Annotated in this window: 25 protein-coding genes; 14 read left to right on the top strand and 11 right to left on the bottom strand. The window is 71.1% G+C overall.

Annotation, left to right across the window (positions count from 1 at the left end):
- Positions 1 to 39 precede the first annotated feature (39 nt).
- The gene (locus ACIPFH_RS30710; RefSeq protein WP_401831477.1) at positions 40 to 714 is read right to left on the bottom strand and encodes a hypothetical protein; all 675 of its coding nucleotides are present in this window, start codon (positions 712 to 714) and stop codon (positions 40 to 42) included.
- A gap of 127 nt (positions 715 to 841) precedes the next feature.
- Here ACIPFH_RS30710 and argC point away from each other — a divergent pair, with 127 nt between their 5' ends.
- The 5 genes from argC to ACIPFH_RS30685 are packed head-to-tail and all read left to right on the top strand — an operon-like array spanning position 842 to position 5,716.
- Positions 842 to 1,870, top strand: a complete 1,029-nt coding sequence (gene argC / locus ACIPFH_RS30705; protein WP_401831474.1) for an N-acetyl-gamma-glutamyl-phosphate reductase — start codon at positions 842 to 844, stop codon at positions 1,868 to 1,870.
- Complete coding sequence (gene argJ, locus ACIPFH_RS30700) at positions 1,867 to 3,018, top strand: bifunctional glutamate N-acetyltransferase/amino-acid acetyltransferase ArgJ (protein ID WP_401831472.1); 1,152 nt, start codon at positions 1,867 to 1,869, stop codon at positions 3,016 to 3,018. The genes argC and argJ overlap by 4 nt, the downstream gene beginning before the upstream one ends.
- Positions 3,015 to 3,956, top strand: coding sequence for an acetylglutamate kinase (gene argB, locus ACIPFH_RS30695; protein ID WP_401831469.1), 942 nt, complete (start codon positions 3,015 to 3,017; stop codon positions 3,954 to 3,956). Before argJ ends, argB begins: the two co-directional genes overlap by 4 nt.
- Positions 3,953 to 5,140, top strand: a complete 1,188-nt coding sequence (locus tag ACIPFH_RS30690; protein WP_401831466.1) for an acetylornithine transaminase — start codon at positions 3,953 to 3,955, stop codon at positions 5,138 to 5,140. The genes argB and ACIPFH_RS30690 overlap by 4 nt, the downstream gene beginning before the upstream one ends.
- A 30-nt stretch (positions 5,141 to 5,170) precedes the next feature.
- Complete coding sequence (locus ACIPFH_RS30685; RefSeq protein WP_401831464.1) at positions 5,171 to 5,716, top strand: arginine repressor; 546 nt, start codon at positions 5,171 to 5,173, stop codon at positions 5,714 to 5,716.
- Between the two features lie 295 nt (positions 5,717 to 6,011).
- On the opposite strand, the gene ACIPFH_RS30680 is transcribed toward ACIPFH_RS30685, so the two are convergent.
- The 7 genes from ACIPFH_RS30680 to ACIPFH_RS30650 form a co-directional block, all read right to left on the bottom strand.
- The gene (locus ACIPFH_RS30680) at positions 6,012 to 6,812 is read right to left on the bottom strand and encodes an FAD:protein FMN transferase (RefSeq protein WP_401831462.1); all 801 of its coding nucleotides are present in this window, start codon (positions 6,810 to 6,812) and stop codon (positions 6,012 to 6,014) included.
- A complete protein-coding gene (locus ACIPFH_RS30675) occupies positions 6,805 to 7,896 on the bottom strand; it encodes an FMN-binding protein (protein WP_356260744.1) in 1,092 nt (363 codons plus the stop codon). Before ACIPFH_RS30675 ends, ACIPFH_RS30680 begins: the two co-directional genes overlap by 8 nt.
- 56 nt (positions 7,897 to 7,952) lie before the next feature.
- Positions 7,953 to 9,335 carry a ferredoxin reductase family protein gene (locus ACIPFH_RS30670; RefSeq protein WP_356260741.1) on the bottom strand — a complete coding sequence of 461 codons (1,383 nt, stop codon included), beginning with the start codon at positions 9,333 to 9,335 and terminating at the stop codon, positions 7,953 to 7,955.
- A gap of 156 nt (positions 9,336 to 9,491) precedes the next feature.
- Entirely contained in the window at positions 9,492 to 10,199 is a 708-nt protein-coding gene (locus ACIPFH_RS30665) for a L,D-transpeptidase (protein WP_401831459.1), read from the bottom strand.
- An 82-nt stretch (positions 10,200 to 10,281) separates the two neighbouring features.
- Positions 10,282 to 11,982 (bottom strand): heme peroxidase family protein, encoded by a 1,701-nt coding sequence (locus tag ACIPFH_RS30660; protein WP_401831456.1) that lies wholly within the window; start codon positions 11,980 to 11,982, stop codon positions 10,282 to 10,284.
- A 138-nt stretch (positions 11,983 to 12,120) separates the two neighbouring features.
- Entirely contained in the window at positions 12,121 to 12,702 is a 582-nt protein-coding gene (locus tag ACIPFH_RS30655; RefSeq protein ID WP_401831454.1) for a pyridoxamine 5'-phosphate oxidase family protein, read from the bottom strand.
- A 164-nt stretch (positions 12,703 to 12,866) separates the two neighbouring features.
- Positions 12,867 to 13,757: a hypothetical protein gene (locus tag ACIPFH_RS30650; RefSeq protein ID WP_356260729.1), complete on the bottom strand. Its 891-nt coding sequence runs from the start codon at positions 13,755 to 13,757 to the stop codon at positions 12,867 to 12,869.
- A 211-nt stretch (positions 13,758 to 13,968) separates the two neighbouring features.
- On the opposite strand from ACIPFH_RS30650, the gene argH reads away from it, so the two are divergent.
- The 4 genes from argH (at position 13,969) to ACIPFH_RS30630 (ending at position 18,887) form a co-directional block, all read left to right on the top strand.
- Positions 13,969 to 15,402, top strand: a complete 1,434-nt coding sequence (argH, locus tag ACIPFH_RS30645; RefSeq protein WP_401831452.1) for an argininosuccinate lyase — start codon at positions 13,969 to 13,971, stop codon at positions 15,400 to 15,402.
- A gap of 143 nt (positions 15,403 to 15,545) precedes the next feature.
- On the top strand, positions 15,546 to 16,517 hold the full coding sequence (locus tag ACIPFH_RS30640; protein WP_401831450.1) for an aldo/keto reductase: 972 nt from the start codon (positions 15,546 to 15,548) through the stop codon (positions 16,515 to 16,517).
- A gap of 80 nt (positions 16,518 to 16,597) precedes the next feature.
- Positions 16,598 to 17,164: a TetR/AcrR family transcriptional regulator gene (locus tag ACIPFH_RS30635; RefSeq protein WP_401831448.1), complete on the top strand. Its 567-nt coding sequence runs from the start codon at positions 16,598 to 16,600 to the stop codon at positions 17,162 to 17,164.
- A 199-nt stretch (positions 17,165 to 17,363) separates the two neighbouring features.
- Entirely contained in the window at positions 17,364 to 18,887 is a 1,524-nt protein-coding gene (locus ACIPFH_RS30630) for an MFS transporter (RefSeq protein WP_401831445.1), read from the top strand.
- 120 nt (positions 18,888 to 19,007) lie between these two features.
- Here ACIPFH_RS30630 and ACIPFH_RS30625 read toward each other — a convergent pair whose 3' ends face one another.
- Entirely contained in the window at positions 19,008 to 19,679 is a 672-nt protein-coding gene (locus ACIPFH_RS30625; RefSeq protein WP_401831915.1) for a lysophospholipid acyltransferase family protein, read from the bottom strand.
- Between the two features lie 312 nt (positions 19,680 to 19,991).
- On the opposite strand from ACIPFH_RS30625, the gene ACIPFH_RS30620 reads away from it, so the two are divergent.
- The 3 genes from ACIPFH_RS30620 (at position 19,992) to ACIPFH_RS30610 (ending at position 22,290) form a co-directional block, all read left to right on the top strand.
- Positions 19,992 to 21,173, top strand: coding sequence for a glycerophosphodiester phosphodiesterase (locus ACIPFH_RS30620; RefSeq protein ID WP_401831443.1), 1,182 nt, complete (start codon positions 19,992 to 19,994; stop codon positions 21,171 to 21,173).
- 67 nt (positions 21,174 to 21,240) lie between these two features.
- Entirely contained in the window at positions 21,241 to 21,747 is a 507-nt protein-coding gene (locus ACIPFH_RS30615) for a sigma-70 family RNA polymerase sigma factor (protein WP_356259177.1), read from the top strand.
- A gap of 45 nt (positions 21,748 to 21,792) precedes the next feature.
- Positions 21,793 to 22,290: a GNAT family N-acetyltransferase gene (locus ACIPFH_RS30610; RefSeq protein WP_356259174.1), complete on the top strand. Its 498-nt coding sequence runs from the start codon at positions 21,793 to 21,795 to the stop codon at positions 22,288 to 22,290.
- 25 nt (positions 22,291 to 22,315) lie between these two features.
- Here ACIPFH_RS30610 and ACIPFH_RS30605 read toward each other — a convergent pair whose 3' ends face one another.
- Together ACIPFH_RS30605 and ACIPFH_RS30600 are read right to left on the bottom strand one after the other, a co-directional pair.
- Positions 22,316 to 22,732 carry a hypothetical protein gene (locus ACIPFH_RS30605; RefSeq protein ID WP_401831440.1) on the bottom strand — a complete coding sequence of 139 codons (417 nt, stop codon included), beginning with the start codon at positions 22,730 to 22,732 and terminating at the stop codon, positions 22,316 to 22,318.
- A 1-nt stretch (position 22,733) separates the two neighbouring features.
- Positions 22,734 to 23,093 (bottom strand): hypothetical protein, encoded by a 360-nt coding sequence (locus ACIPFH_RS30600; protein WP_401831437.1) that lies wholly within the window; start codon positions 23,091 to 23,093, stop codon positions 22,734 to 22,736.
- A 614-nt stretch (positions 23,094 to 23,707) separates the two neighbouring features.
- Between ACIPFH_RS30600 and ACIPFH_RS30595 the strand changes: the two genes are divergently transcribed.
- Positions 23,708 to 24,751, top strand: coding sequence for a methionine ABC transporter ATP-binding protein (locus tag ACIPFH_RS30595; RefSeq protein WP_401831435.1), 1,044 nt, complete (start codon positions 23,708 to 23,710; stop codon positions 24,749 to 24,751).
- Positions 24,748 to 25,485, top strand: coding sequence for a methionine ABC transporter permease (locus ACIPFH_RS30590; protein WP_401831432.1), 738 nt, complete (start codon positions 24,748 to 24,750; stop codon positions 25,483 to 25,485). The genes ACIPFH_RS30595 and ACIPFH_RS30590 overlap by 4 nt, the downstream gene beginning before the upstream one ends.
- Positions 25,486 to 25,526: the final 41 nt, after the last annotated feature.

Below are 25,526 nucleotides of genomic sequence, written 5' to 3'. Positions count from 1 at the left end.
GGCGGAAGCAGCCCGCGCCCGCCGGACGACCGTGCCCCCTCAGACGTTCTTGCGCCGGAACCAGCCGCGCCTGGGCGGCGGCAGGTGGGGCAGCGACTGCGGCGGCGGTGACTGCGGGGCGTCCGGCCCGCCGAACGGCGGCAGGGCCTTGAAGCGGTCGTCGAAGGTGATCGTGGGCGTGATCCGCTGCAGGGCGGCGCGCACGAGGGTGAGCGGATGGCCGGGGAACTGCGCGTCCCACTCCTCGTGGTCGCCGACGTGGTAGGGCAGACCGCCCAGCTGCCCGCCCGCGTAGGGGTGGGGCCGGAAGTACTCGGCAGGGCCCACCCGCGTCATGATCACGGCCTCCCGCATCCCGGTCGTGGCGCCTTCGGCGGCCTGTACCTTCACGACCGTGCTGGACTCCGCCCGGGGCACGGTCCAGGAGCCGAGGAAGGCCTGCCCGGTCCGGCTCCCCAGCGGCATCTTGACCAGTTGGCGGACGGCCGGGACGCCGTCCACCGAGCCGGGCGCCGCCTCGATCAGCCCGCCGCCGGCCCCGGCCACGAGCTGCGCGAGCCCTGTGCCGAGCCGCTGCGGCTCGTGCAGCGGAGCGGGCAGATCCGGTATGAGCGGGAAGAAGTGGACCGACAGGACGAGTCCCGCCTCGTCGGTCCACACCCCCGGCTCGCGCTCGGTGAAGCCGGTCAGGTCCAGGCTGGTTATCGGGGTCATGGCGATCACCGGGTCGAGGTTACGCAGCCCCGCGGCCCGGGCAAAGATCACTCCGGGCCCCACCCCGGACATGGATTGCATAAACGTGCAGCGATACGTATAGTCATGCCATCCAGGAGGAGGAGTCATGGTGGTACGTGCGGCGGTGGCCGGAGCGAGCGGGTACGCGGGCGGAGAGCTGCTGCGCCTGCTCCTCACGCACCCCGAGATCGAGATCGGCGCCCTGACCGGCAATTCCAACGCGGGCCAGAAGCTGGGCGCGCTCCAGCCGCATCTGCTGCCGCTGGCCGACCGGGTCCTCCAGGAAACCACCGCCGAGGTCCTCGCCGGACACGATGTCGTCTTCCTCGCCCTGCCGCACGGCCAGTCCGCCGCCGTCGCCGAACAGCTCGGCCCGGAGGTCCTCGTCGTCGACATGGGCGCCGACTTCCGGCTGAAGGACGCGGCCGACTGGGAGCGGTTCTACGGTTCCGCGCACGCCGGGACCTGGCCCTACGGCCTCCCCGAACTGCCGGGCGGCCGCGCCGCGCTGGAGGGGTCCAAGCGCATCGCGGTCCCCGGTTGCTACCCCACGGCTGTCTCGCTCGCGCTCTTCCCGGCGTACGCGGCGGGCCTGGCCGAGCAGGAGGCCGTGATCGTCGCCGCCTCCGGCACCTCCGGCGCGGGCAAGTCGCCCAAGACGCACCTGCTGGGCTCCGAGGTCATGGGCTCGGTCGCCCCGTACGGCGTCGGCGGCGGTCACCGGCACACGCCCGAGATCATCCAGAACCTCAGCGCGGCGGCGGGGGAGCCGGTCACCGTCTCCTTCACGCCCACCCTGGTGCCGATGTCCCGCGGCATCCTCGCCACCTGCAGCGCCAGGGCGAAGCCCGGCGTCACCGCCGAGTCCGTCCGCGCCGCCTACGAGAAGGCCTTCGCCGACGAGCCCTTCGTCCACCTCCTGCCCGAGGGCCGGTGGCCCGTCACGGCGTCCGTCCACGGTTCCAACGCCGTTCAGGTGCAGGTCGCGTACGACGAGGCCGCGGGGCGCATCATCGCCATCAGCGCCATCGACAACCTGACCAAGGGCACCGCGGGCGGCGCCCTCCAGAGCATGAACCTCGCCCTCGGACTCGACGAGACCACCGGGCTTTCCACGATCGGAGTCGCACCGTGAGCGTCACGGCAGCCAAGGGATTCACGGCGGCGGGCATCGCCGCCGGGATCAAGCAGAACGGCAACCCGGACCTGGCCCTCGTGGTCAACACCGGGCCCCGCCGCGCGGCCGCCGGCGTCTTCACCTCCAACCGCGTCAAGGCCGCGCCGGTGCTGTGGTCCGAGCAGGTCCTCAAGAGCGGACAGGTGTCCGCCGTGATCCTCAACTCCGGTGGCGCCAACGCCTGTACCGGGCCGAAGGGCTTCCAGGACACGCACGCGACCGCCGAGAAGGTCGCCGAGGTGCTGGGTCTGGGCGCGGGCGAGGTCGCCGTCGCCTCCACCGGCCTCATCGGCGTTCTGCTTCCGATGGACAAGCTGCTCCCGGGGGTCGAAGCGGCCGCCGGTCAACTCTCCGAGCACGGCGGCGAGAAGGCCGCCATCGCCATCAAGACCACCGACACCGTCCACAAGACGTCCGTCGTCGCGAAGGACGGCTGGACCGTCGGCGGCATGGCCAAGGGCGCGGGCATGCTCGCCCCCGGCCTCGCCACCATGCTGGTCGTCCTCACCACCGACGCCGACGTCGACAGCGAGACGCTGGACGAGGCGCTGCGCGCCGCCACCAGGGTCACCTTCGACCGCGTCGACTCCGACGGCTGCATGTCGACCAACGACACCGTGCTGCTGCTCGCCTCCGGAGCCTCCGAAGTCACCCCGCGGTACGAGGAGTTCGCCGCCGCCGTACGGACCGTCTGCGACGACCTCGGCCAGCAGCTGATCCGGGACGCCGAGGGCGCGAGCAAGGACATCAAGGTCGAGGTGGTCAACGCGGCGAGCGAGGACGACGCCGTCGAGGTGGGCCGCTCCATCGCCCGCAACAACCTCCTCAAGTGCGCGATCCACGGCGAGGACCCCAACTGGGGCCGCGTGCTCTCCGCGATCGGCACGACCGGGGCCGCCTTCGAGGCCGACCGGCTCAACGTCGCCATCAACGGCGTCTGGGTCTGCAAGAACGGCGGCGTCGGCGAGGACCGCGAGAAGGTCGACATGCGCTACCGCGAGGTGCACATCGTCGCCGACCTGGCCGCCGGCTCCGAGACGGCCACCATCTGGACCAACGACCTCACCGCGGACTACGTCCACGAGAACAGCGCGTATTCGTCATGAGCGCCACCCGCAAGCACACCGCCCTGCCCAAGGCCCAGATCCTCATCGAGGCACTGCCCTGGCTGACCCGGCACAACGGCAGGACCGTCGTCATCAAGTTCGGCGGCAACGCCATGGTCGACGAGGACCTGAAGGCCGCCTTCGCCCAGGACGTCGTCTTCCTGCGGCAGGCCGGCCTCCATGTCGTCGTCGTGCACGGCGGCGGCCCGCAGATCAGCGCCGCCCTCGACAGGCACGGCATCGTCAGCGAGTTCAAGGCCGGCCTGCGCGTCACCACCGAGGACGCCATGGACGTCGTACGGATGGTGCTCGCCGGACAGGTGCAGCGTGAGCTGGTCGGGCTGCTCAACCAGCACGGGCCGCTCGCCGTCGGCATGACCGGCGAGGACGCGCACACCATCACCGCCACCAAGCACCAGCCCGAGATCGACGGCGAGTTGGTCGACATCGGCCGGGTCGGCGAGATCACCGCGATCGACACGGGCGCCATCGAGGCGCTGCTCGCCGACGGCCGCATCCCGGTCGTCTCGTCGATCGCCCGCTCCCAGGACGACGGACATGTCTACAACGTCAATGCTGATACGGCGGCTGCGGCACTCGCTGCGGCACTTGGCGCCGAAACCCTCATGGTCCTCACGGACGTCGAGGGCCTCTACGAGGACTGGCCGAACAGCGACGAGGTGATCAGCCGCCTCACCGCTTCCCAACTGGAGAAGCTGCTGCCGGAGCTGAGCTCCGGGATGGTCCCGAAGATGGAGGGCTGCCTGCACGCCGTGCGCAACGGCGTGAACACCGCCCGCGTCATCGACGGCCGGGTCCAGCACTCGATCCTGCTGGAGATCTTCACCGACGAGGGCATCGGCACGATGGTCGTGCCCGACGAGAAGCCGCACGCACAGCCGGCCGCGCGGCCGGACGCACAGGGGGAGCCGTCATGAGCAACCAGGAACTGACCGCGCGGTGGCAGGGCGCGCTCATGAACAACTACGGCACCCCGCTGCTGCCCCTCGTGCGCGGTGCGGGCAGCCGGGTCTGGGACGCCGACGGCAAGGAGTACCTCGACTTCGTCGGCGGCATCGCGGTCAACGCGCTCGGCCACGCCCACCCGGCCGTCGTCGACGCCGTGAGCCGGCAGATCGGCTCCCTCGGCCACATCTCCAACTTCTTCATGTCCGAGCCGACCGTCACGCTCGCCGAACGGCTGCTCCAGCACTTCGGCCGGGACGGCAGGGTCTTCTTCTGCAACTCGGGCGCCGAGGCCAACGAGGCCGCCTTCAAGATCGGCCGGCTGACCGGGCGGACCCATGTCGTCGCCACCGAGGGCGCCTTCCACGGCCGGACCATGGGCGCCCTCGCACTCACCGGCCAGGCCGGCAAGCGGGATCCGTTCCTGCCGCTGCCCGGCGACGTCACCCATGTGCCGTTCGGTGACGCGCAGGCGCTGGCGGCCGCGGTCACCGAGGAGACGGCGCTCGTCGTCCTCGAGCCGATCCAGGGCGAGCTGGGTGTCGTGGTGCCCCCCGCCGGCTATCTCAAGGCCGCCCGCGCGATCACCGCCGCGACCGGCGCGCTGCTGGTCCTCGACGAGGTGCAGACCGGGGTCGGCCGGACCGGGCACTGGTTCGAGTACCAGGCCCACGAGGGCGTCCTGCCGGACGTCGTGACGCTGGCGAAGGGCCTCGGCGGCGGGCTGCCGCTGGGCGCGACGATCGCCTTCGGGCGGGCCGCCGAACTGCTTCAGCCCGGCCACCACGGCACCACCTTCGGCGGCAACCCGGTCGCCTGCGCCGCCGGACTCGCCGTTCTCGACACCATCGAGAACGAGGGGTTGCTGGAGAACGTCAAGCGGCAGAGCGAGACGCTGCGGGACGGAATCGAGGGCACGGGCCACTCGTTGATCGATTATGTCCGGGGAGCGGGCCTGCTCCTGGGTATCGTGCTCACCGAGCCCCGGGCGCCCCAGGTGCGGACGGCGGCTCAGGAGGCCGGATTCCTGGTGAACGTGCCCGCCCCCGACGTCGTCCGGCTGATGCCGCCGCTGAACCTCGGCGACGACGAGGTGGAGGCGTTCCTCGGGGCGCTGCCAGACATCCTCGACGCAGCCGCGGCGAGCGGGGAGTGACGATCCGGACAACCGGAGAATGAGACGACGATGAGCCACGCGCAGGACCATGAGCAGCCCGGGGTCAACGGCCCCGCCGTGCCGCAGACCCGCACCGCGCGTCACCGCCGGATCGTGGACATCCTCAACCGGCAACCGGTGCGGTCGCAGAGCCAGTTGGCGAAGCTGCTGGCCGACGACGGGCTGAGCGTCACCCAGGCGACGCTGTCGCGGGACCTGGACGAGCTGAACGCGGTGAAGATCCGCAACAACGACGGCGACCTGATCTACGCGGTGCCCAGTGAAGGGGGTTTCCGGACCCCCCGGGCACCGCTGGGGGAGTCGGCGAAGGAGGAGCGGATGCGGCGGCTCTCGCAGGAGCTGCTGATCTCCGCGGAGGCTTCGGCGAACCTCGTGGTGCTGCGCACCCCGCCGGGTGCCGCGCAGTTCCTCGCCTCGGCGATCGACCAGGCCGAGCTGCACGACATCCTCGGGACGATCGCGGGTGACGACACCCTGCTGCTGATCAGCCGGGAGCCGACGGGCGGGCAGGCGCTGGCGGATCATCTGCTGCGGCTCGCCCAGAACGGTCACTGAGGAGACTCTTCGCGCCGTGCGCCACTCGAGGGCGAGCGGGGGCCGGTCGCGCCCGCGCGGCGGAGTCGGCTGTCAGCACGGCCCCGCGCCCCCGAGGAGTCACCGTCGCTCGCACTGGGCAGTGGCCCTTGTGAGCCGCGGGGCGATCGTGCTTCCCCCTCGCCTGGAAGTCCTGGAAGTCCTGGAAGTCCTGGGAGGCGGCCCCGGGGCGGTACCGGGGCCACCGGGGTCCCCCTTCCGAGGGTGGCAGCCCGTCAGGCCGGGTCGCGCCACCCGCACCCGGCCCGGCAACCGCTCAGCCCAGCCTTCTGGCCAACCCACCCGTGCAGCGCACTTCGTCGCCCGCCGTGATCAGCAGGGCTTCCACGTCCGGCAGGGCCTCCAGCCACGCCAGCGCCTCCCGCGAGCCCATCGCGAAGGCAGCCGTGGCCCAGCAGTCCGCCCAGGTCAGCCGAGGCGCCACCACGGTGACGGCGACCAGGTCCGTCACCGCGGAGCGGCCGGTGCGCGGGTCGACGATATGGGCCCCCCGCTCCGCCGTACCCGAGGTCGCGACCGCCAGTTCGTCCGCTCCCGCGGCCGACACCACCGCGGCCAGACCGCCCGGCCGCAACGGATCCGACACCCCGACCCGCCACGGCCGCTCCGGCCCGGGGACGCCCAGCAACTGCACGTCCCCGCCACCGTTGACGCTCACCCCGCTCACGCCCGCCGCCGCGACCAGACGGGCCGCGCGCTCGGCGGCCCAGCCCTTCACGATGCCGGTCGGGTCGAGCCGGCCCCGGTAGCGCATGCTGAACCAGCCGTCGCTCACCCGCTCCGCCTCGGCGCCCAGCTCCAGCACCTCGGCCACGTCCGGATCGCACTCCTCGACGGTCAGCTCACCGCGGACCAGCCGGGACACCTCGCTGTCCTCGCGGTAGGTGCTGAACACCTCGTTCACCCGGTGCAGCGAGGCGATCGCCTCCCCCAGCGCCGCCCGCACCGCCCCGGGCTCCCCGCCGCGGACGTCGAAGGAGAAGACGGTCCCCATGACCTCTTCCGCGTGACGCACCACGGCGGGGGCCGCCGCCGACTCGGCCACGGTGTCAGCCACCGGCCTGGTCCAGCGCCGACTGGAGGGACTTCTTGTAGCCCTCGCTGGTGTAGGTGGCGCCGGAGACGGAGTCGATGTCGGCGTTGCCCGCCGCGACGGCTTCCTGGTTGAGCTTGGGGACGGAGAGTTCGGTCTTCTGGTCGCTGGTGCCGCCCTTGGGGGCCTGCACGGCGTCCGCCTTGGTGATCTTGCCGCCGGCGACCGTGATCCGGACCTGGACCGGCCCGTACTGCGTCTGCACGACGCTGCCGGTGACGGTCTTGGCCTGCGCGGCTCCCGAGGAGGACCCCGCGCCCGCGTTCCCGGAGCCCGACGACGGACCCGCACCGGCCTTCGCCTTGTCCAGGGCCGACTGGAGGGACTTCTTGTAGCCCTCGCTGGTGTAGGTGGCGCCGGAGACGGAGTCGATGTCGGCGTTGCCCGCCGCGACGGCTTCCTGGTTGAGCTTGGGGACGGAGAGTTCGGTCTTCTGGTCGCTGGTGCCGCCCTTGGGGGCCTGCACGGCGTCCGCCTTGGTGATCTTGCCGCCGGCGACCGTGATCCGGACCTGGACCGCGCCGTACTGCGTCTGGACCGCGTCCCCGGTGAAGGTGCCGGAGGCCTGCGCGCTGCCGGATCCCTGTCCCTGGGAGGACCCCGCGCTCGCGTTCGCCTTGTCGATCGCCGACTGGAGGGACTTCTTGTAGCCCTCGCTGGTGTACGTGGCGCCCGACACCGTGTCGACGTTCGCGCTCTGCTTGGCGACCACATCGGCGTTGAGCTTGGGGACGGCCAGCGCGGTCTTCTGGTCGCTGGTGCCGCCCTTGGGAGCCTGGACGGCCTCGGCCTTGGTGATCTTGTTGTCGACGACGGTGATCCGGACCTGCACGGCCCCGTACTGCGTCTGGGCCGCGTCACCGGTCATCGTTCCCGACACGACCGCCCCGGATCCGCCCTGCGCCGCTTCCTGCGCCGCCGCGCCCGCGCCCGCCGCCTGGGTGGCGCCCGGGTCGGACGACGGCTTCAGCGACAGCAGCAGCACGATCCCGGACACGGTGGCGGCGGTGGCGAGCACGACGCGCCGAAGAGGGTGGCTCTTCCTCATCTCTTCCTGAGCTCCTGATTCCCGTAGGTGGCGAGGTTCCCGTGAGTGCGGGTCGCTCACATCTCGAACGACTCGTGGTGGATGCGGCGGGCGGGGACCCCGGCGCCGCGCAGTGCCTCGTACACCCCTTGGGCGAAGCCGTTCGGTCCGCACATGAAGACGTCGTGGCTGTCGATGTCGGGGATCTTCCGCTGGAGGGACTCCGCCGAGATGTCGGGGCGCTCCCCGTCGGGGCTGTTCACGGCGTACATCAGCCGCGCCCCGCGCTCGTCGGCGATCTTCGCCAGCTCGTCCCACAGCGCCAGGTCCTGGGTGCTGTTGGCCCGGTAGAGCAGGGTGATGTCACCGGCCGCGCCCGGCAGCGTCTCGAACAGCGCCCGCATGGGCGTGATGCCGACTCCGCCGGCCACCAGCAGCACCTTGCCGCGGCTGCGCCGGGACGCCGTCATCGCACCGTACGGACCCTCGGCCCACACCTTGGTGCCCGGGCGCAGCTCACGCAGCGCGGCGCTGTGGTCGCCGATCGCCTTGACGGTGATGCGCAGGAGGTCCGGGCGGGGGGCCGCCGACAGCGAGTACGGGTGGGAGCTGAACCGCATGCCCGGCGCCATGAACCGCCACCGGAAGAACTGTCCGGCCTCAGCGCCCATCCGGTGCAGCTTGCGCCCGCCGATCAGCACCGACACGATGCCCGGCGTCTCCTCGATGACCGCCTCGACGCGCAGCCGGTGCCGCAGGTTCAGCCGCACCGGCGCGATGACGCGGTACCAGAGGACCAGCGCGGTGACCGACCCGTACAGCGCGTACCAGACGGTCTTCGCGGTCGGTTCGATCGCGAAGTCGTTGCCGGTGGTGATCTGGTGCCAGAACGTCAGGAACACGGCCGCGTACGTCATCAGGTGGATGTGGTACCAGGTGTCGTACGGCATCCGGCGGCGCACCGGTCCGATCGAGACCAGGCCGATCAGCAGGAACAGACCGGTGCCGATCGCCGCCTTGCCCATGTCCGGCAGCTGGTTGATGGAGTCGATCGTCTGCTGGACGATGTCCCCGAGCGACTTGCCGGCCTGCAGCGCGTATCCCCACATGATGAGGAACACGTGCGCGAAGACCAGGCAGAGCGTGTACCGGCCGCTCATCGCGTGCCAGCGGGCGACCCGGTCCGAGCCCACTCGCCGTTCCAGCGCCGGCACCCGGGCCATCTGCAGCACGACGAGCGCCATCAGGTACCCGGCGAGGAGCCCGGTGATCCGTCCCGCGTTGAGGATCTTGCTGTTGTCGTCCGCGATGTTCGGCGTGTTGGACCACCACAGCCACAGCACGCCCGCCGCGCCCGCCCATACGGCGAGCAGCAACGGGACGGCCGGCGAACGGCGCGGGCGGATGCGGCGCATCGTCTGGCGGCGGGCGGCACGGCCGCCGGCGATCGTCGTCGTCACTGTTCCTCCGTGGATACGGACCCTTGGCCCTCAGATACGGGCCGGGGACGCGGAGTGTTCAGCGTTCCGCCGAGACCGTTACGGGGGCGACCGGCGGTAACCCCCGTCCGCGCGGGCCGGCCGCCGACGGCCGTGCGCCGGACGCGCACCCGGGGCTCAATAGCGGGTGATCGCCGTCCGCCCGCCGGCCGTGCCGATCGCGAGGTGCGGCCGTCCCCCCGGCCGTACCCACGTCAGCATCCGCCGCATGGCCCCCACCGGCACCGACACACAACCGGCCGTCGCCCCACGCCCGTCGACGTGCAGGAAGATCCCCGCCCCACGGCCCCGCACCGGCTTGCGGTAGTTGAACCCGATGACCAGCGCGTACGCGTACTGCGTCCGGTACGTGACCAGGTGCTCGGACTCGGCGGCACGGCAGTGCCCCGGCCGGGGCTCGGTCCACCGGTTGTAGGCACGGGAGTCGTTGTCCTGGCACCACCAGGAGTCCGGGCGCACCGGACGGTAGGCGTACGACGTCCCGCGCGGCGCCGGCCGGATGCCGAAGGCGTACGGGAGGTCGTACAGGCCCGTCGGCGTCGTGTTCGTGCCCTGCCGGCGCGAGGCACCCTCGACCAGGCCCTGCGCGCCGAACCGCGCGGGCGTGGTGCCGGTCGGTACCCAGCGACCGTCCCGCAGGTCCCACCAGGTGAGCGTGCCCGAGGTGGAACCGGCCTTCGGAGCCACGGCGGTGATCAGCTGGGCGCCACCGCCCGTGTCCGCCATCCGCGTGGGCAGCGGTGTGGTCGCCCCGGTGTCCGGAGCCGCACCGAGCAGGACGAGGGACGCGCAGACGAGGGCGGTGGCGACGACACGAGGGCGCATGCTCAGACGCTAAGCGCGGGCAGCGGCACCGGCAGGCCGGGTGGGCCGACCGTGCACGGCGCCGGCTGTCCGCGCAGGCCGCTCAGGTCACCGGACCCAGCGGGTTGAGCTGGTCCGCCCGTCCCTCGAAGGCGTACAGCAGCAGGTCGGTCATCTCGAAGACGTCCTGGGCGTTGCGGTCCTCGACCGGGCTGAGGAAGGGGCGCCAGAACGGGTCGCGCACGATGGAGTGCCGGCTGCCCTCGATGGCCCGGTGGAACACCTCGGCGACGATGCGGCCGCCTACGCCGGTCAGCTTCCCGTCGCCCCTCACCTCGGCCTCGCGCAGGACGTAGAACCACAGCGGTGCGTGCTTGGCGACCGCGTCCGCGAGTCCGGCTGACAGCTGCGCCCCGCCGCCCTGCGCGAAGTCGGCCTTGGTCAGCGGCTCCACGTCGACCTTCCGGTCGACGAAGTACTCGGCCATCTGCTGTCCCGTCGCGAGCCGCAGCATCGACGCCCGGGTGAGGTTGCGGAAGGCGAGGTTCAGTTCGATCTCCGGGGGCGCCGACTGCCCCCGGCCGCCGAAGGAGCCGAGCGGCAGGTTGGCCAGCGGATTGACGAGCAGGGTGTCGATGCGCTTGGCGAGGTTGAACTGCGCCTCGGGCACCTGGAGTTCGGGCCGGTCCGGCACCGCCTCCCGGAAGGCGAACAGCCGCCGGAAGTCGGCGATCCAGTTGGTGGGCAGGCGCTCGAAGTCGCCCGCCTCCGGGTCCGTCGTCTCGGCGGGAGGCGGGGAGAGGATGCCGCTGGTGCCGCTGAACCGGAACAGCAGCTCGAGCGTGCCCCGGCCCTGGTCGAAGACGCGGTTCCAGTTGTAGCGGCCGCGGACCATGCTGTGGCCCAGCCGGTAGGCGCCCACGGAGAACTCGATCGGCATGGTCGGCAGGTCGTACTCACCGGGGGCCGGCTCGAACACCCGGCGGCCGTTGCTGAACACGTCGTCGACGATCTCGGGGTCGACGATCCTGCGCAGGAAGTCGTGGCGCAGCATCCACTGGTAGTGCTTGACGACCGTCTCGCGTGCCGACTCGAACAGCACGGCGCTCGACACCCCCTTGCCGACGAGATCGGCCACCACCTTGTTGTGGAACCGGATGAAGGCGGTGTGGATCTGGGCGACGATCAGGTTCTCGTCGTTGCGCGGGTCCGGGATCAGCGCCCGGCGCCGCTCGGACTTCAGTGAGCCCGTGCCCTGCCGGGGCAGGTCGAAGCCGGTGAGCGGCCGGCCCACGATGGAGGGGTCGTTCGGCACGCCCTGGGTCGTCCCGGACTTCAGGCGGATTCCGTCGTCCTCGTAGAACCGGCGATCGAAGCGGTGGTCGGGGCCGAGGCCGTAGAGGGAGTCGAGATCGAGGGCCGGTGAGCGGCCCTGCAGGAGCTGGCGGACGGTGATCTCGTCCTCCAGGCGCACCGCGGTGGCGTCCAGGGTGAGGTCGTGGTCCACGAACTGGCCGAGGTACGTGAACCCCGACGGCACCCCCGGCTGGTCGGGATGGTCCCGCCCGGGGTCCGTCATCGCCCTGGCCAGCTCGGTGCGGGCGTCGCGGTCGAGCTGCTGGGCCGGCCTGGAGGGCGGGCCCAGCCGCGAGAAGCGGAACTTGCGCAGCTCCGCCACGGTGTTGGCGGCCAGCGGCTGCGCGGGGCCGCCGTCCCGGGACTCGGCGAGGATGCCCTCGCCGACGACGTAGAAGGAGGAGCGGACATGACGTTTGCTCTGTGGTTCGCGTGCGGGTCGGAACATGTTTCCCCCATGTGTTCGCACCTGCGCGAGAGCGCCTGCGTGAGCCACGCTAGGGGACGAGAGCGGCGGAAGGGGGAATTCCGTCAAATGCCCCAAGAGGAACAAGGGTTGACTGTCTGTACAGTCAGCATATGCGCGTCAAATCGGACGCAGGGGCAACGGCAGTCCGGGCAGTCCGTCCATGCTCGTGGCGATGTGCTCCTTCTTCGCGAAGTATGCGCTGAGCGAGGCGTCGTCCTCCCGTGCGAACCGCTTGGCGTGCAGTTCCCGGTCCTCGTCGTACGTCATGAAGGGCACCGCGTACCCGCACGTGTCCCGCACGAGTTCGGCGTGCACGACGATGATCGCGCGCAGCCCGTGCGGGGTCGTGTCCAGGTCGGTGAAGTGGGCGCGGAGCTCCTGGAATCGGGGGTCGTCGCGGAAGACGGGTTCGCCGCGGCCGTGCACCCGCACGATGTTCGGCGGCCCCTGGAAGGCGCACCACATCAGGGTGATCCGGCCGTTCTCCCGCAGGTGCGCGATGGTCTCCGCGTTGGAGCCGGCGAAGTCGAGGTAGGCCACGGTGTGCTCGTCCAGGACGGCGAACGAGCCCTTGAGGCCCTTGGGGGAGAGGTTCACCGTGCCGTCGCCGGACAGGGGGGCGGTCGCGGTGAAGAAAAGGGGCTGCTCCTCGATGAACGTGCGGAGCCTGCCGTCGATGCGCTCATAGGTCTTTCCCATGTCTAACGATTATCCGGGAAAGTCATTCGCGCGTCTAAGGAAATATCGGATTCCCCTCGTGCCGGTGGCGGCAGGGGCGGCCGCGGTCGGGTTCGCGAGGTGCGGACACGCCACAGCGGCCGCCCCGGTCGATGCGTCTCGGGGCGGCCACCGTGCCTGTCACGTCACTTGTTCAGCGTGCAGGCGGCCAGGGCGTCGAGCCCCTGCGGCTTGGTGCCCTTGCGGCCGATCGAGATGGCGATGCGGTCGATCGTGGACACGCGCTTGTCCTTCAGCGGGCCGAGGATCGCGTTCTGCACGAAGTTGGCGCCGCCCTGGCCGACGGTGTTCTGCAGCCGGGTGTTGGCCTCGTCGATCTGCGTCTGGAGCAGCGTGAGGTTGCGGTCGACCTCGGCCTGCGCGGTGGCGGGGATCGCCGGGAGCTGCGAGGCGACGTCCGGGCAGCTGATGGTGCCCACGCCGGCCGCGTCGGCGCCGGTGTCGCCCGTCCCGGCCCCGTTGTCCGCCGCGCCGTTGTCCGCTCCTCCTGCGGCGGCGGTCTCCTCCGCGCCCGGGGTGGCCTCGGCCTCGTCGCCCGTGGCGGCACCCTCGCCGGTGTCCGCGACGCCGCCCGCGTCGAGGGCGCACGGGGCGAGCGCGTCGAGGCCCTGGGGCTTGGTGCCCTTGCGGCCGATCGAGATGGCGATGCGGTCGATCGTGGACACGCGCTTGCCCTCCAGCGGGCCGAGGATCGCGTTCTGCACGAAGTTGGCGCCGCCCTGGCCCACGGTGTCGACCAGCCGCTTGTTGGCCTCCGCGATCTGCGTCTGGAGCAGCGCGAGGTTGCGGTCGACCTCGGCCTGCGCGGAGGCGGGAATAGCGGGAAGCTGGGAGGCCACGTCGGGGCACGAGATGGTGCCGGGACTGGCGAGCGTCTGGGCGTTGGTGGTGCCGCTGCTCTTGGACTCCCCGGCGAGGGCGGAGTTGACGACCACCGCGCCGGTCAGTGCCAGAGCGGCGGCCGCGCCGATGACAACCACGCGACGCTTGTTGTACTTCGGAAGAGCCCTGGACATGCGGAAGCCTCACTTGGGTCAGGAGTGGGTTGACAAACGCGGCGCCGGCGTTCAGTCGTGAGTACGGGTAAGCGGTTGCCGTTGTTCAAACCCCCTGCAAAAACTTCTCAAGATCGGGTACCGGGCGACACCGTGAAGTCGAATTGACGATTCATGCAGAGCACTGCATACTCATGCATGTCGTTGAGCGCAGTCGTGAGGAGCAACGCAAGTGAGCAGCAACAGCGGTGACGTACGGCTCTGGGGCGGACGTTTCGCCGACGGTCCCGCCGAGGCCCTGGCGAAGCTGTCCGCCTCCGTCCACTTCGACTGGCGGCTCGCGCCCTACGACATCGCCGGTTCGCGTGCCCACGCGCGCGTGCTGCACAAGGCGGGCCTGCTCACCGAGGACGAGCTCACGCGGATGATCGCGGGCCTCGACCACCTCGAGGCGGACGTGGCCGACGGTTCCTTCGTGGGCACCATCGCCGACGAGGACGTCCACACCGCCCTGGAGCGCGGCCTCCTGGAGCGCCTCGGCGCCGACCTGGGCGGCAAGCTGCGCGCGGGCCGCTCCCGCAACGACCAGGTCGCCACCCTCTTCCGGATGTACCTGCGCGACCACGCCCGGATCATCGCCGGCCTGATCGCCGACCTCCAGGACGCGCTGATCGGTCTGGCGGAGGCCCACCCGGACGTGGCGATGCCCGGCCGGACCCACCTCCAGCACGCCCAGCCCGTGCTCTTCGCCCACCATGTCCTCGCACACGTGCAGCCGCTGTCCCGGGACGCGGAGCGCCTGCGCCAGTGGGACGAGCGCACGGCCGTGTCGCCGTACGGCTCCGGCGCCCTGGCGGGTTCCTCCCTCGGCCTGGACCCGGAGGCCGTGGCCAGGGACCTCGGCTTCGAGCACGGCAGTGTCGGCAACTCCATCGACGGCACGGCGTCGCGCGACTTCGTCGCCGAGTTCGCCTTCATCACCGCGATGATCGGGGTGAACCTCTCCCGGATCTCCGAGGAGATCATCATCTGGAACACGAAGGAGTTCTCCTTCGTGACGCTGCACGACGCGTTCTCCACCGGCTCGTCGATCATGCCGCAGAAGAAGAACCCCGACATCGCGGAGCTGGCGCGCGGCAAGTCGGGCCGCCTGATCGGCAACCTGACCGGCCTCATGGCGACCCTGAAGGCCCTCCCGCTCGCGTACAACCGCGACCTCCAGGAGGACAAGGAGCCGGTCTTCGACTCCTGCGACCAGCTCGAGGTCCTGCTCCCCGCCTTCACCGGCATGGTCGCCACCCTCACCGTCCACCGCGAGCGCATGGAGGAGCTGGCCCCGGCCGGCTTCTCGCTCGCCACCGACATCGCCGAGTGGCTGGTCAAGCAGGGTGTGCCGTTCCGTGTCGCGCACGAGGTGGCCGGCGAGTGCGTCAAGGTCGCCGAGGCCGACGGCAAGGAGCTCGACGGCCTCACCGACGAGCAGTTCGCGAAGATCTCCGCACATCTCACCCCCGAGGTGCGCTCCGTCCTCAACGTCCCCGGCGCGCTCGCCTCCCGCGACGGCCGCGGCGGCACGGCACCGAGCGCGGTCGCCGTCCAGCTCGCCGAGGTCAAGGCGGACGTGGCGACCCAGCACGCCTGGGCGACCGCGAAGGACAAGAAGTAGGGCGATCCCCGCACGGGTCCACGCGCGCGGCGCCTTCGGGGCACGCGCGCGTGGGGCTTTTCGCGCTCACGCGCGCGTGAAGCGAAGGCATCGCGGTTACGTTGGTCGGGAACTGTCAAGGAGCCGACCGAACGGAGCCCGGGATGCCCTTCGCCCGCCTCGCCTCAGCGACGACCCCCACCTGCCACCTCGGCCTGGGTCTCGCCGCCGTCGGCCGTCCCGGCTACATCAACCTCGGCCGGGACGAAGACCTCGGAGAGGACCGCGGCGTCGATACGCTGCGCGCCCGCACCCACGAACTCCTCGACGCCGCCTACGCGCAGGGCGTCCGCTACTTCGACGCGGCCCGCTCCTACGGCCGTTCCGAGGAGTTCCTCGCCGACTGGCTCAAGGCCAGGCCCGATGCCGACGACATCGTGGTGGGCAGCAAGTGGGGCTACACCTACACCGCCGACTGGACCACGGACGCGGAGCGGCACGAGGTCAAGGACCACGGCCTCGCGACCTACGAGCGTCAGCGCGCCGAGACGGCGGACCTGCTCGGCGACCGGCTCGACCTGTACCAGATCCACTCGGTGACCCCGGACAGCCCCGCCCTCACCGACAAGGAACTTCACGCGAAGCTGGCCGAGGCCGCGGCGCAGGGGCTCACCGTCGGTTTCTCCACCAGCGGCCCCGCCCAGGCCGACGCCGTCCGCGCCGCCCTCGCCGTGACGGTCGACGGCGAGCCCCTCTTCCGTACCGTCCAGTCGACGTACAACGCGCTGGAGACCTCGGCCGGCCCCGCCCTCGCGGAGGCCCATGACGCCGGGCTCACGGTGATCGTGAAGGAGGGCATGGCCAACGGACGCCTCGCGCCGGCTCACGCGCCGGACGTCCTGAAGGCGGTGGCGGCCGAGACGTCCCTCGGCTGTGACGCGGTCGCCCTCGCCCTGGTGCTGCGCCAACCCTGGGCGGGCGTCGTCCTCTCCGGCGCGGCGACCGCCACCCAGCTCGCCTCCAACCTGCACGCGGCGGTCGTGGACCTCGACGACGACCAGGTGCACCGGCTGGCCGCACTGGCCGAGGAGCCGCGGGCGTACTGGGAGCGGCGCGGCAGCCTGCCCTGGCACTGAGGTATCCGTCAGACCGGCAAGCATGAGTCAGACCTGCCCGGCGTGAGACACTTATGTCTCACATGGGTTATTCTTGTCTCATGGCTGTTGATCGTGATCACGTGCTGCGCAGTGCCGCGGCCCTGCTGACCCGCAGATCCACCGCGACGATGGACGAGGTCGCCAGGGCGGCCGGTATCAGCCGGGCCACCCTGCACCGTCACTTCGCCGGCCGCGACGTGCTCGTGCGCGCCCTGGAGACCCTCGGTATCGCGGAGTGCGAGGCGGCCCTGGACGCGGCGCGTCCGGACGAGGGGCCGGCGCGCGAAGCCGTACGCCGGCTCGTCGGGGAGTTCGAACCGGCCGCCGGCCTGCTGGCCTTCCTCTACACCGAGAACCAGCTGTTCGAGGGCGCGGAGCAGAACCAGGGCTGGACCCGGATCGACGAGCGGGTCTCCGGCCTGTTCCGGCGCGGACAGCTCGGCGGCGAGTTCCGCATCGACCTCACGCCCGCCTGGCTCACCGAGGCGCTGTTCGGCCTGCTGGCCTCCGGCGCCTGGATGGTGCAGAGCGGCAAGGGCGCCCCCAGGGACTTCCAGCACATGATCACCGAGCTGCTGCTCGGCGGCGCCCTACGGCAGCCGGTGCCGCGGAACCCTGCCCCGTAGCCCCGTAGCCCCGTAGCCCCGTAGCCCCGTAGCCCCGTAGCCCCGTAGCCCCGCAACATCCCGGGCCATAGAACCCCGGGCCACAGAACCCAGGGCCACAGAACCCCGGGCAGAATCCCGGGCCACAGAACCCAGGGCCACAGAATCCCGGGCCACAGAACCCCGCACCACGAAACCCCGCACCACAGAGAGAGGAATCATGACCAGCACCCTGCGGCCGGCGTCCACGACCGAGGCGGTGAAGCGTCCGGACCGTTGGCTCGCGCTCTCCGTCCTCGTGCTCGCCGTGCTGCTGGTGGCCGTCGACGCGACCGTCCTCGGTCTCGCGACCCCCTACATCAGCGAGGACCTCGAGCCCTCCGGTACCCAGCTCCTCTGGATCGGCGACGTCTACTCGTTCGTCATCGCCGGTCTGCTCGTCTCGATGGGCAGCCTCGGCGACCGCATCGGCCGCAAGCGGATCCTGCTCGTGGGCGCCACCGCGTTCGGGCTGATATCGATCCTCAACGCCTACGCGACGACCCCGGAGACGATGATCGCGGCCCGGGCCCTGCTCGGCGTCGCCGGCGCGACCCTGATGCCCGCCACGCTCGCCCTGATCCGCAACCTCTTCCTCGACCCGCGCGAGCGCAGCCTGGCGGTCGGCATCTGGGGCGCGACCGCCTCCGCGGGCACCGCGGTCGGACCCGTCGTGGGCGGTTTCCTCCTCGAACACTTCTGGTGGGGCTCGGTCTTCCTCATCAACCTGCCCGTGATGGTCGTCCTGGTCGTCGTCGGCATCAGGACACTCCCGGAGTCCCGCACCCCGAACCCCGGCCCGTGGGACCTGCCCAGTGTGCTGCTGTCCCTGGTCGGCGTGATCGGCATCGTCTACGCCGTCAAGGAGGCCGCCACACACGGCGTGACCTCGGTCTCGCTCGGCACGGGTCTGCTGGGCGCGGCCGCGCTGTACGGCTTCGTCCGCCGTCAGCTGACCCTCCCCGCGCCCCTGCTGGACATGCGGCTGTTCCGCCACCGCGGCTTCAGCGGCGCGGTCCTGGCCGACCTGCTGACCATCCTGGGCCTGTCCGGCCTGGTGTTCTTCCTCTCCCAGTACCTGCAACTCGTCCAGGGCAGGCGTCCGTTCGAGGCCGGACTGGCGGAGTTGCCCGCCGCCGTCGGCGCGGTGGTGGCCGGTCTGATCGCCGGCCGGGTGGCCCGCCGCTTCTCGGTACGGGCCGTGGTCTCGGGCGGCCTCGCGGCGATCGGCCTGGCGCTGGCCGCGCTGACGCTCATCGACCAGGACACCGGCTACCCGATGCTGGGCGCCGTCCTCCTGGTGGTCGGCGTGGGCGCCGGCTTCTCCTTCACGGTGACCTCGGACGTCATCCTCAGCTCCGTACCGAAGGACCAGGCGGGCGCCGCCTCCGCGGTCTCGGAGACGGCGTACGAACTGGGCGCGGCCCTGGGCATCGCCGTGCTCGGCTCGATCGTGACGGGCGTCTACAGGGGCTTCGCGGCCCCGGCGGGCACGCCGGAAGGGGCGCACGAGTCACTGGGCGGAGCGGTGGAGGCGGCGGGGCATCTGCCGACGTCCACGGCCGAGCAGATGCTGTCGTCGGCCCGGGAGGCCTTCGTGGACGGCCTGACCGTGGCGTCAGGAGTGGGCGCGGCAGTCCTGCTGGCTACGGCGGCGGCGGCATGGTTCATGCTGCGGAACGAGCGGCTGGACAGCCGACCCTGAGAGACGCGGGGGACAGGGCCTCCACCTCACCGGGTGAGGCCCGCGACCTCGGGGGCGCGGGGAACCGCGCGACGAGCCACAACGCACCCGCACCAGAACACGGCCCCCCCGCCGGAGGCGTTACGCGGCCTTCGCCTTGGTGGCGTACATGTCCACGTACTCCTGCCCCGACAGCCGCATGACCTCGGTCATCACGGAGTCCGTCACGGCCCGCAGCACATAGCGGTCCCGGTCCATCCCCTCGTACCGGGAGAACTCCATCGCCTCGCCGAACCGGACGGTGACCCGCCCCGGCCGGGGCATCCCCGCACCGCCCGGCTGCAGCTTGTCGGTGCCGATCATCGCGAACGGCACGACAGGCGCACCCGTCATCAGGGTCAGCCGGGCGATACCGGTCCGCCCCCGGTACAGCCGACCGTCGGGCGACCGGGTTCCCTCGGGGTAGATCCCGAAGACCTTCCCCTCCTCCAGCACCCGCCGTCCGGTCATCAGCGCCGCCACACCGCCGCGGCCGCCGTCGCGGTCGACCGGGATCATGCCGACTCCCGTGAAGAACCAGGCCATGAGCCGGCCCTTGAGGCTCTTGCCGGTGACGTACTCGTCCTTGCCGATGAAGAAGACCTGCCGGTCGCACACGAGCGGCAGGATCATCGAGTCGATGAACGTGAGGTGGTTGCCGGCCAGGATGACGGGGCCGTCGCCCGGGATGTGCTCCGCGCCCTCGACCCGAGGGCGGAACATCAAGCGCATGACCGGGCCGAGCACTGCCTTGATGAGCGCGAAGCGGGACAACGAGCCCTCCGATGTCAAGGGAAAACGGTATGAGTCTGTGCAGGTGAGGACGATACTCGCGGCCGAGGGGGTGACGCACATCGGGTCACCCAGGTCTTACGCACTGTTGACGTACGTTTACCTGTACGGCGGTATCGTCGCCTGCTTGTCATCTGCCCGGAACGAAGCGAACCACCGCGCGGAACCTGCCGGATGGCCGTACGGCACCTGCCATCCGCCGTCACCCGCGTGTTGGGGCCGAGGTCTCCCGACGGTCATGTCCACACCCCTACGATCGGCCCGCACGGACGAGCCGACGGCAGGAGACCCCTCATGGGAACGCAGGGCACGCAGGAGTCGAACCAGCAGGCGGGCGCGGGCGGAACCGGACGGCGGGCGCTCCTCGGCGCGGCCGTGCTCGGTGCCACCGGATCGGTCCTCGGTCTGTCGGGCCCGGCGAGAGCCGCCGAGCCGTCCCGCTCCGGCAAGGGGCTCGGGAGCCTGCCGGTGCCGACGATCATCGGTCACCGCGGCGCCAGCGGCTACCGGCCGGAGCACACCTTCGGCTCGTACCAGCTCGCCCTCGACCTGGGCGCCGACATCGTCGAGGCGGGGGACCTCGTCCCCACCAGGGACGGCCACCTGGTGTGCCGTCACGAGCCGGAGATCGGCGGCACGACGGACGTCGCCGACCGTCCGGAGTTCGCCGGCCGCAGGACGACGAAGATCCTCGACGGCGTCTCCACGACCGGTTGGTTCACCGAGGACTTCACGCTCGCCGAGCTGAAGACCCTGCGGGCTATCGAGCGCATCCCGGCCAACCGCCCGCACAACACGCTCTACGACGGCCGCTGGGAGATCCCCACCTTCGAGGAAGTCCTGAAATGGCAGGACGAGCAGACCCGCAAGCGCGGCAGGCAGGTCTGGATCTACCCCGAGACCAAGCACCCCACCTACTTCCGCAGGCTGGGCCTGGGGCTGGAGGAGCGGGTCGCCAAGCTGCTGCACAAGTACGGCAAGGACAGGAAGCACTCGCCGGTCATCGTGCAGTCCTTCGAGCCGAGCAGCATCCAGCGACTGAACAAGCTGGTCGACAACCCCCTCGTGGTGCTGCTGTCCGGCGCGACCTCGCGACCGTGGGACTTCGTCGAGGCGGGCGACCCGCGCACGGTCGCCGACCTGGTCACGCGGGCCGGCCTCAGGGAGATCGCGGGCTACGCCCAGGGCATCGGCCCGACCCTCGACCTGGTGATCCCCAAGGACGCCGCCGGCAACCTCACCACCCCGACCACCCTGGTGAAGGACGCCCACGCGGTCGGTCTGGTCCTGCATCCCTACACCATGCGCAACGAGAACCCCTTCCTGCCCACGAGCTTCCGCAAGGGCACGGACGCGGACGCCTACGGCGACTCGTTCGGCGCCTTCCGCACCTACTTCGCGACCGGCATCGACGGTGTCTTCACGGACAACCCGGACACCGGGCTGCTGGCCCGCGCGGACTTCGTCAACGGCTGAGTCCTCGTTGGAGTGACAGTCGGCCGCCCGGGCAACCAGCCACCCGGGCGGCCGCATCGTGTGGCACATGACGCACGATCTGCTCACCAGCCTGCGCCCGCTCCTCGCCGCGGAGGCCTCCGCCGAGGCCCACGCCGCCGGAACCGAACCCGGCGACCTCGAACAGGCGGTCTGGCTCCGTCTGCTGGAGCACCTCGCCGCCGACGGCCCGCCCCTCGACCCGCAGGGCTGGCTGCGCAGGGCCGTCCGCGCCGAGGTCCGCCGCGCCCGCCGTACGACCCGCCGGGAACAGCCCTACGAGAGCGACCCCGCCGACGACACCGACCGCGGACCCGAGCAGCTCGCCCTCACCGCCGCACGGCACCGCGCCCTGCGCGAGGCGGTGCACCGCCTGCCCGGCCGCTGCTCCCGTCTCCTCCAGGCACTCCTCTCGCCCCGGGACCTCACCTACCGCGAGATCGCGGGCGAGTTGGGTATCTCACAGGGCAGTCTCGGACCGGAACGTTCCCGATGTCTGGGATGTCTACGGCGTTTGCTGACGCCGGAGGTTGCGGCCCGCGAAGTGCGGGGATAGGAGTGAGGGACCACAGGCGATCAGGTGAGCGGGAGGCGTGCGCACATGGGCATGAGCGTGACCATCTCGGTGGCGACCGAGCAGGATGCCGAGCAGATCTTCAGATTGCAGTACCTGTGCTTCCAGAGTGAAGCCGCGCTGTACGCCAACTACCGCATCGCCCCGCTCGTCCAGAGCCTGGACTCGGTCCGGCAGGAACTCGCCGCCGACTGTGTCTTCGTGGCCCGTCTGGGCGAGGAGGTGGTCGGCTCGGTACGCGGGAGTCTCACCGAGGACGGCGCCGCCGCCATCGGCAAACTCTGCGTCCACCCGCGCCTCCAGGGCCACGGCATCGGAGCACGGCTGCTCCGCGCGGCCGAGGCGGCGCTGGCCGAGGAGCGCGGCGCCAAGAAGTTCCGCCTCTTCACCGGCCACCGCAGCGAGGGCAACCTCCGCCTCTACCGCCGGGTCGGCTACGAGACGGTCGGCACCTCCCAGGGCACGGACGGTGTGCCGATGATCGTCCTGGAGAAGCAGGCGGGGGAGTACGCGGCTACCGCGTAGCCGTACGGGACCTCCGCGGCACGCGCTACCGCGTAGCCGTACGGGACCTCCGCAGCCAGTACAGGGCCGACAGCGGCAGCAGCACCGGGATGAACACGTACCCCATCCCGTACTTCGACCACACGGTCGAGTCCGGGAAGGCGGACGGCTCGACCAGGGTCCAGGTGCCCACGATCAGCACCCCGGCAAGCTCGGCGGCGCAGCACACCTGCGCCGCCCTGCGGGCCGTCTCGCCGCCCCGCACCAGCGAGTACGTGATGAACCCGTACACCACGCCCGCCACCGCCGACAGCGCGTACGCCAACGGCGCCCGGTCGAAGCCGGTCGCGATCTCGTACGCCGACCGCGACACGGCCCCGACGACCATCACGCCGTAGAACCACACCAGCAGGATCCCGGGCCCGCTGATGAGCCGGTCCGGCTTGTCGTCCACCGACGTCATCTCAGCCTCCCCAGATGTCGTAGAGCCGCACTTCGAGCACGGCGAGCACCACTCCGCCCGCGGCGGCGGTCACCGAACCCCAGCGGGTGCGCTCGGACAGTGACATGAACCCCGCCGCCGGAACGCACGCGAACGCGCCCAGCAGATACGCCACGAAGATCGTCGTGCCCTGCTCCGGCTTCTCGCCCCGCGCCAGCTGCACGATCCCGACCACCAACTGGATGGCGGCCAGCAGGGAGACCACGGCCATCCCGATGAAGTGCCAGTCCTTGGTCGGCTGGTCGCGGTAGGCGGCCCAGCCGCACCAGGCGGCGAGCAGCAACGCGGCGACGCCGGTCGCCGACGTCAGGGCATCAAGCATGCAGTGACCCTATTACGGCGAGATCGGCGCCCTGCGATCGGCCCCGAGCCCCGGCGCGGGGTTCCCCGGCCGCGCGAGGCGCCGCACGGCACCCTGTCCGGCGGCCGTGGCGTTGGCCACAACCCACGGGGTGCGCGAACCCGACGCCTGCCTCGCGGCGAGGGCCCCGCCCGCCTTGCCGGCGCTGGTCACGGACGGGGAAGCGAAGATCTCCGGTCCGGGCCGGGGCAATCCCGAAGGCCGTCCACGGGTGTCCGGCATCCGGACAGCGGGGTCTTGGTCAGGACCGTACTTCTGCTTTACTGATGCTCATGACCACGACGAGCAGCCGCACCCTTGCGACCGAGGCGACCATGACGCCCGGTGCTCGTTGTATGTGTCGAATGTGCGCCTTCTAGAGGGCCCCCGCACCACCCCCGAGCTCGCGCCCCGAAGCGAGACGCCGTGGCAGGTCCGTACGCCGCATGCCCGCCGTACGTGACGCAAGCCGCGCCCCGCGCACATGTTTCTCCCCGGTTCCACGCCACAGCGAGAACCGTGTCGCGTCCTGACAGCCTGCACCCGTGCGCCCGGGCACACCCACGCCCGCGCACTCGACAGTGACGGAAACCCACGTGATCACCACCACGGGCCTCACCAAGGTCTACCGCTCGCGCGGCCGTGAGGTCACCGCCCTCGACGGCGTCGATCTACACGTCCGCGAAGGCGAGGTGTACGGCGTCATCGGCCAGTCCGGCGCCGGCAAGTCCTCGCTCATCCGCTGCATCAACCTCCTGGAGCGTCCCACCGCCGGCACGGTCACCGTCGCCGGACAGGACCTCACCGCGCTCGCCGGGCGCGGACCTCGCGCCGGCAAGGAGCTGCGGCAGGCACGCAGCCGGATCGGCATGGTCTTCCAGCACTTCAACCTCCTGTCCACCCGGACCGTGCGGGACAACGTCGAACTGCCCCTGGAGATCCTCGGCGTCTCGGGGCGGGAACGTTCCCGCAAGGCCCTGGAGCTGCTCGACCTGGTCGGACTCGCCGACAAGGCGAAGTCCTTCCCGGCCCAGCTCTCCGGCGGCCAGAAGCAGCGCGTCGGCATCGCCCGCGCACTCGCCGGCGACCCCAAGGTGCTGCTCTCCGACGAGGCCACCAGCGCACTCGACCCGGAGACCACCCGCTCCATCCTCCAGCTGCTGCGCGACCTGAACCGGCAGCTGGGCCTGACCGTCCTGCTCATCACCCACGAGATGGACGTGGTGAAGTCGATCTGCGACTCCGCCGCGCTGATGGAGAACGGCCGGGTCGTCGAGTCCGGCACGGTGAGCGAGCTGCTCGCGACCCCCGGCTCCGAACTGGCCGACGCGCTCTTCCCGGTCGGCGGCGAGGCCACCGGCGAGGACCGGACCGTCGTCGACGTCACCTTCCACGGCGAGGCCGCCACCCGCCCCGTCATCTCCCAGCTGTCGCGCACCTACAACATCGACATCTCGATCCTCGGCGCCGCCATCGACACCGTCGGCGGGCTCCAGGTGGGCCGCATGCGCATCGAACTGCCCGGCCGCTACGAGGACAACGTCGTGCCGATCGGCTTCCTGCGCGAACAGGGCCTGCAGATCGACGTCGTGGACAACGCGGCCCAGGAGCCCGTGCTGCTGAAGGAAGGTGCCAAGTGACCTGGTCCGAGATGCAGCCCCTGCTGTCCCAGGCATGTTGGGACACCCTCTACATGGTCGGCTGGTCCACGCTCATCGCCGTCGTCGGCGGCCTTCCGCTCGGCGTCCTGCTGGTCCTGACCGACCGGGGCGGCCTGCTGCAGAACCTCGTCGCCAACAAGGTGACCGGGCAGGTCGTGAACGTGGCCCGCTCGCTGCCGTTCATCATCCTGATGGTCGCGCTGATGGACTTCACCCGCACGATCACCGGGACGACCATCGGCCGCGAAGCCGCTATCGTGCCGCTCGCCATCGGAGCCATCCCGTTCTTCGCGCGCCTGGTCGAGACGGCCGTCCGCGAAGTGGACGGCGGACTCGTCGAGGCCGTGCAGGCGATGGGCGGCAACACCTGGACGATCGTGCGCAAGGTCCTGGTGCCGGAGTCCCTGCCCTCGCTCATCGCGAGCACCACGACCACGATCGTCGCCCTCATCGGCTACTCCGCCATGGCCGGCACGGTCGGCGCCGGCGGACTGGGCGACATCGCCATCCGCTACGGCTACCAGCGCTTCGAGACCGAGCTGATGTGGATCACCGTGGCGATCCTCGCCGTCGTCATCTCGCTCATCCAGTTCGCCGGCGACTACGCGGCCCGCTCCGTGCACCGCCGCGGCGGCCGCTCGGGCCCCGCGCCGAAGCTCCGCCTCCTGAAGGCCAAGGAGCCGGCGGCCGCGGACATCAGCAAGGTCGCCTGAGCCCACCCAGGGCCGCCCCCTTTGACTCCCCGCACACCCCA

Source organism: Streptomyces sp. NPDC088157 (genome assembly GCF_044741545.1).
GTDB lineage: Bacteria > Actinomycetota > Actinomycetes > Streptomycetales > Streptomycetaceae > Streptomyces.
Note: the sequence above shows the minus strand (reverse complement) of the source record. Positions and strands in the feature narration are given on the sequence as shown.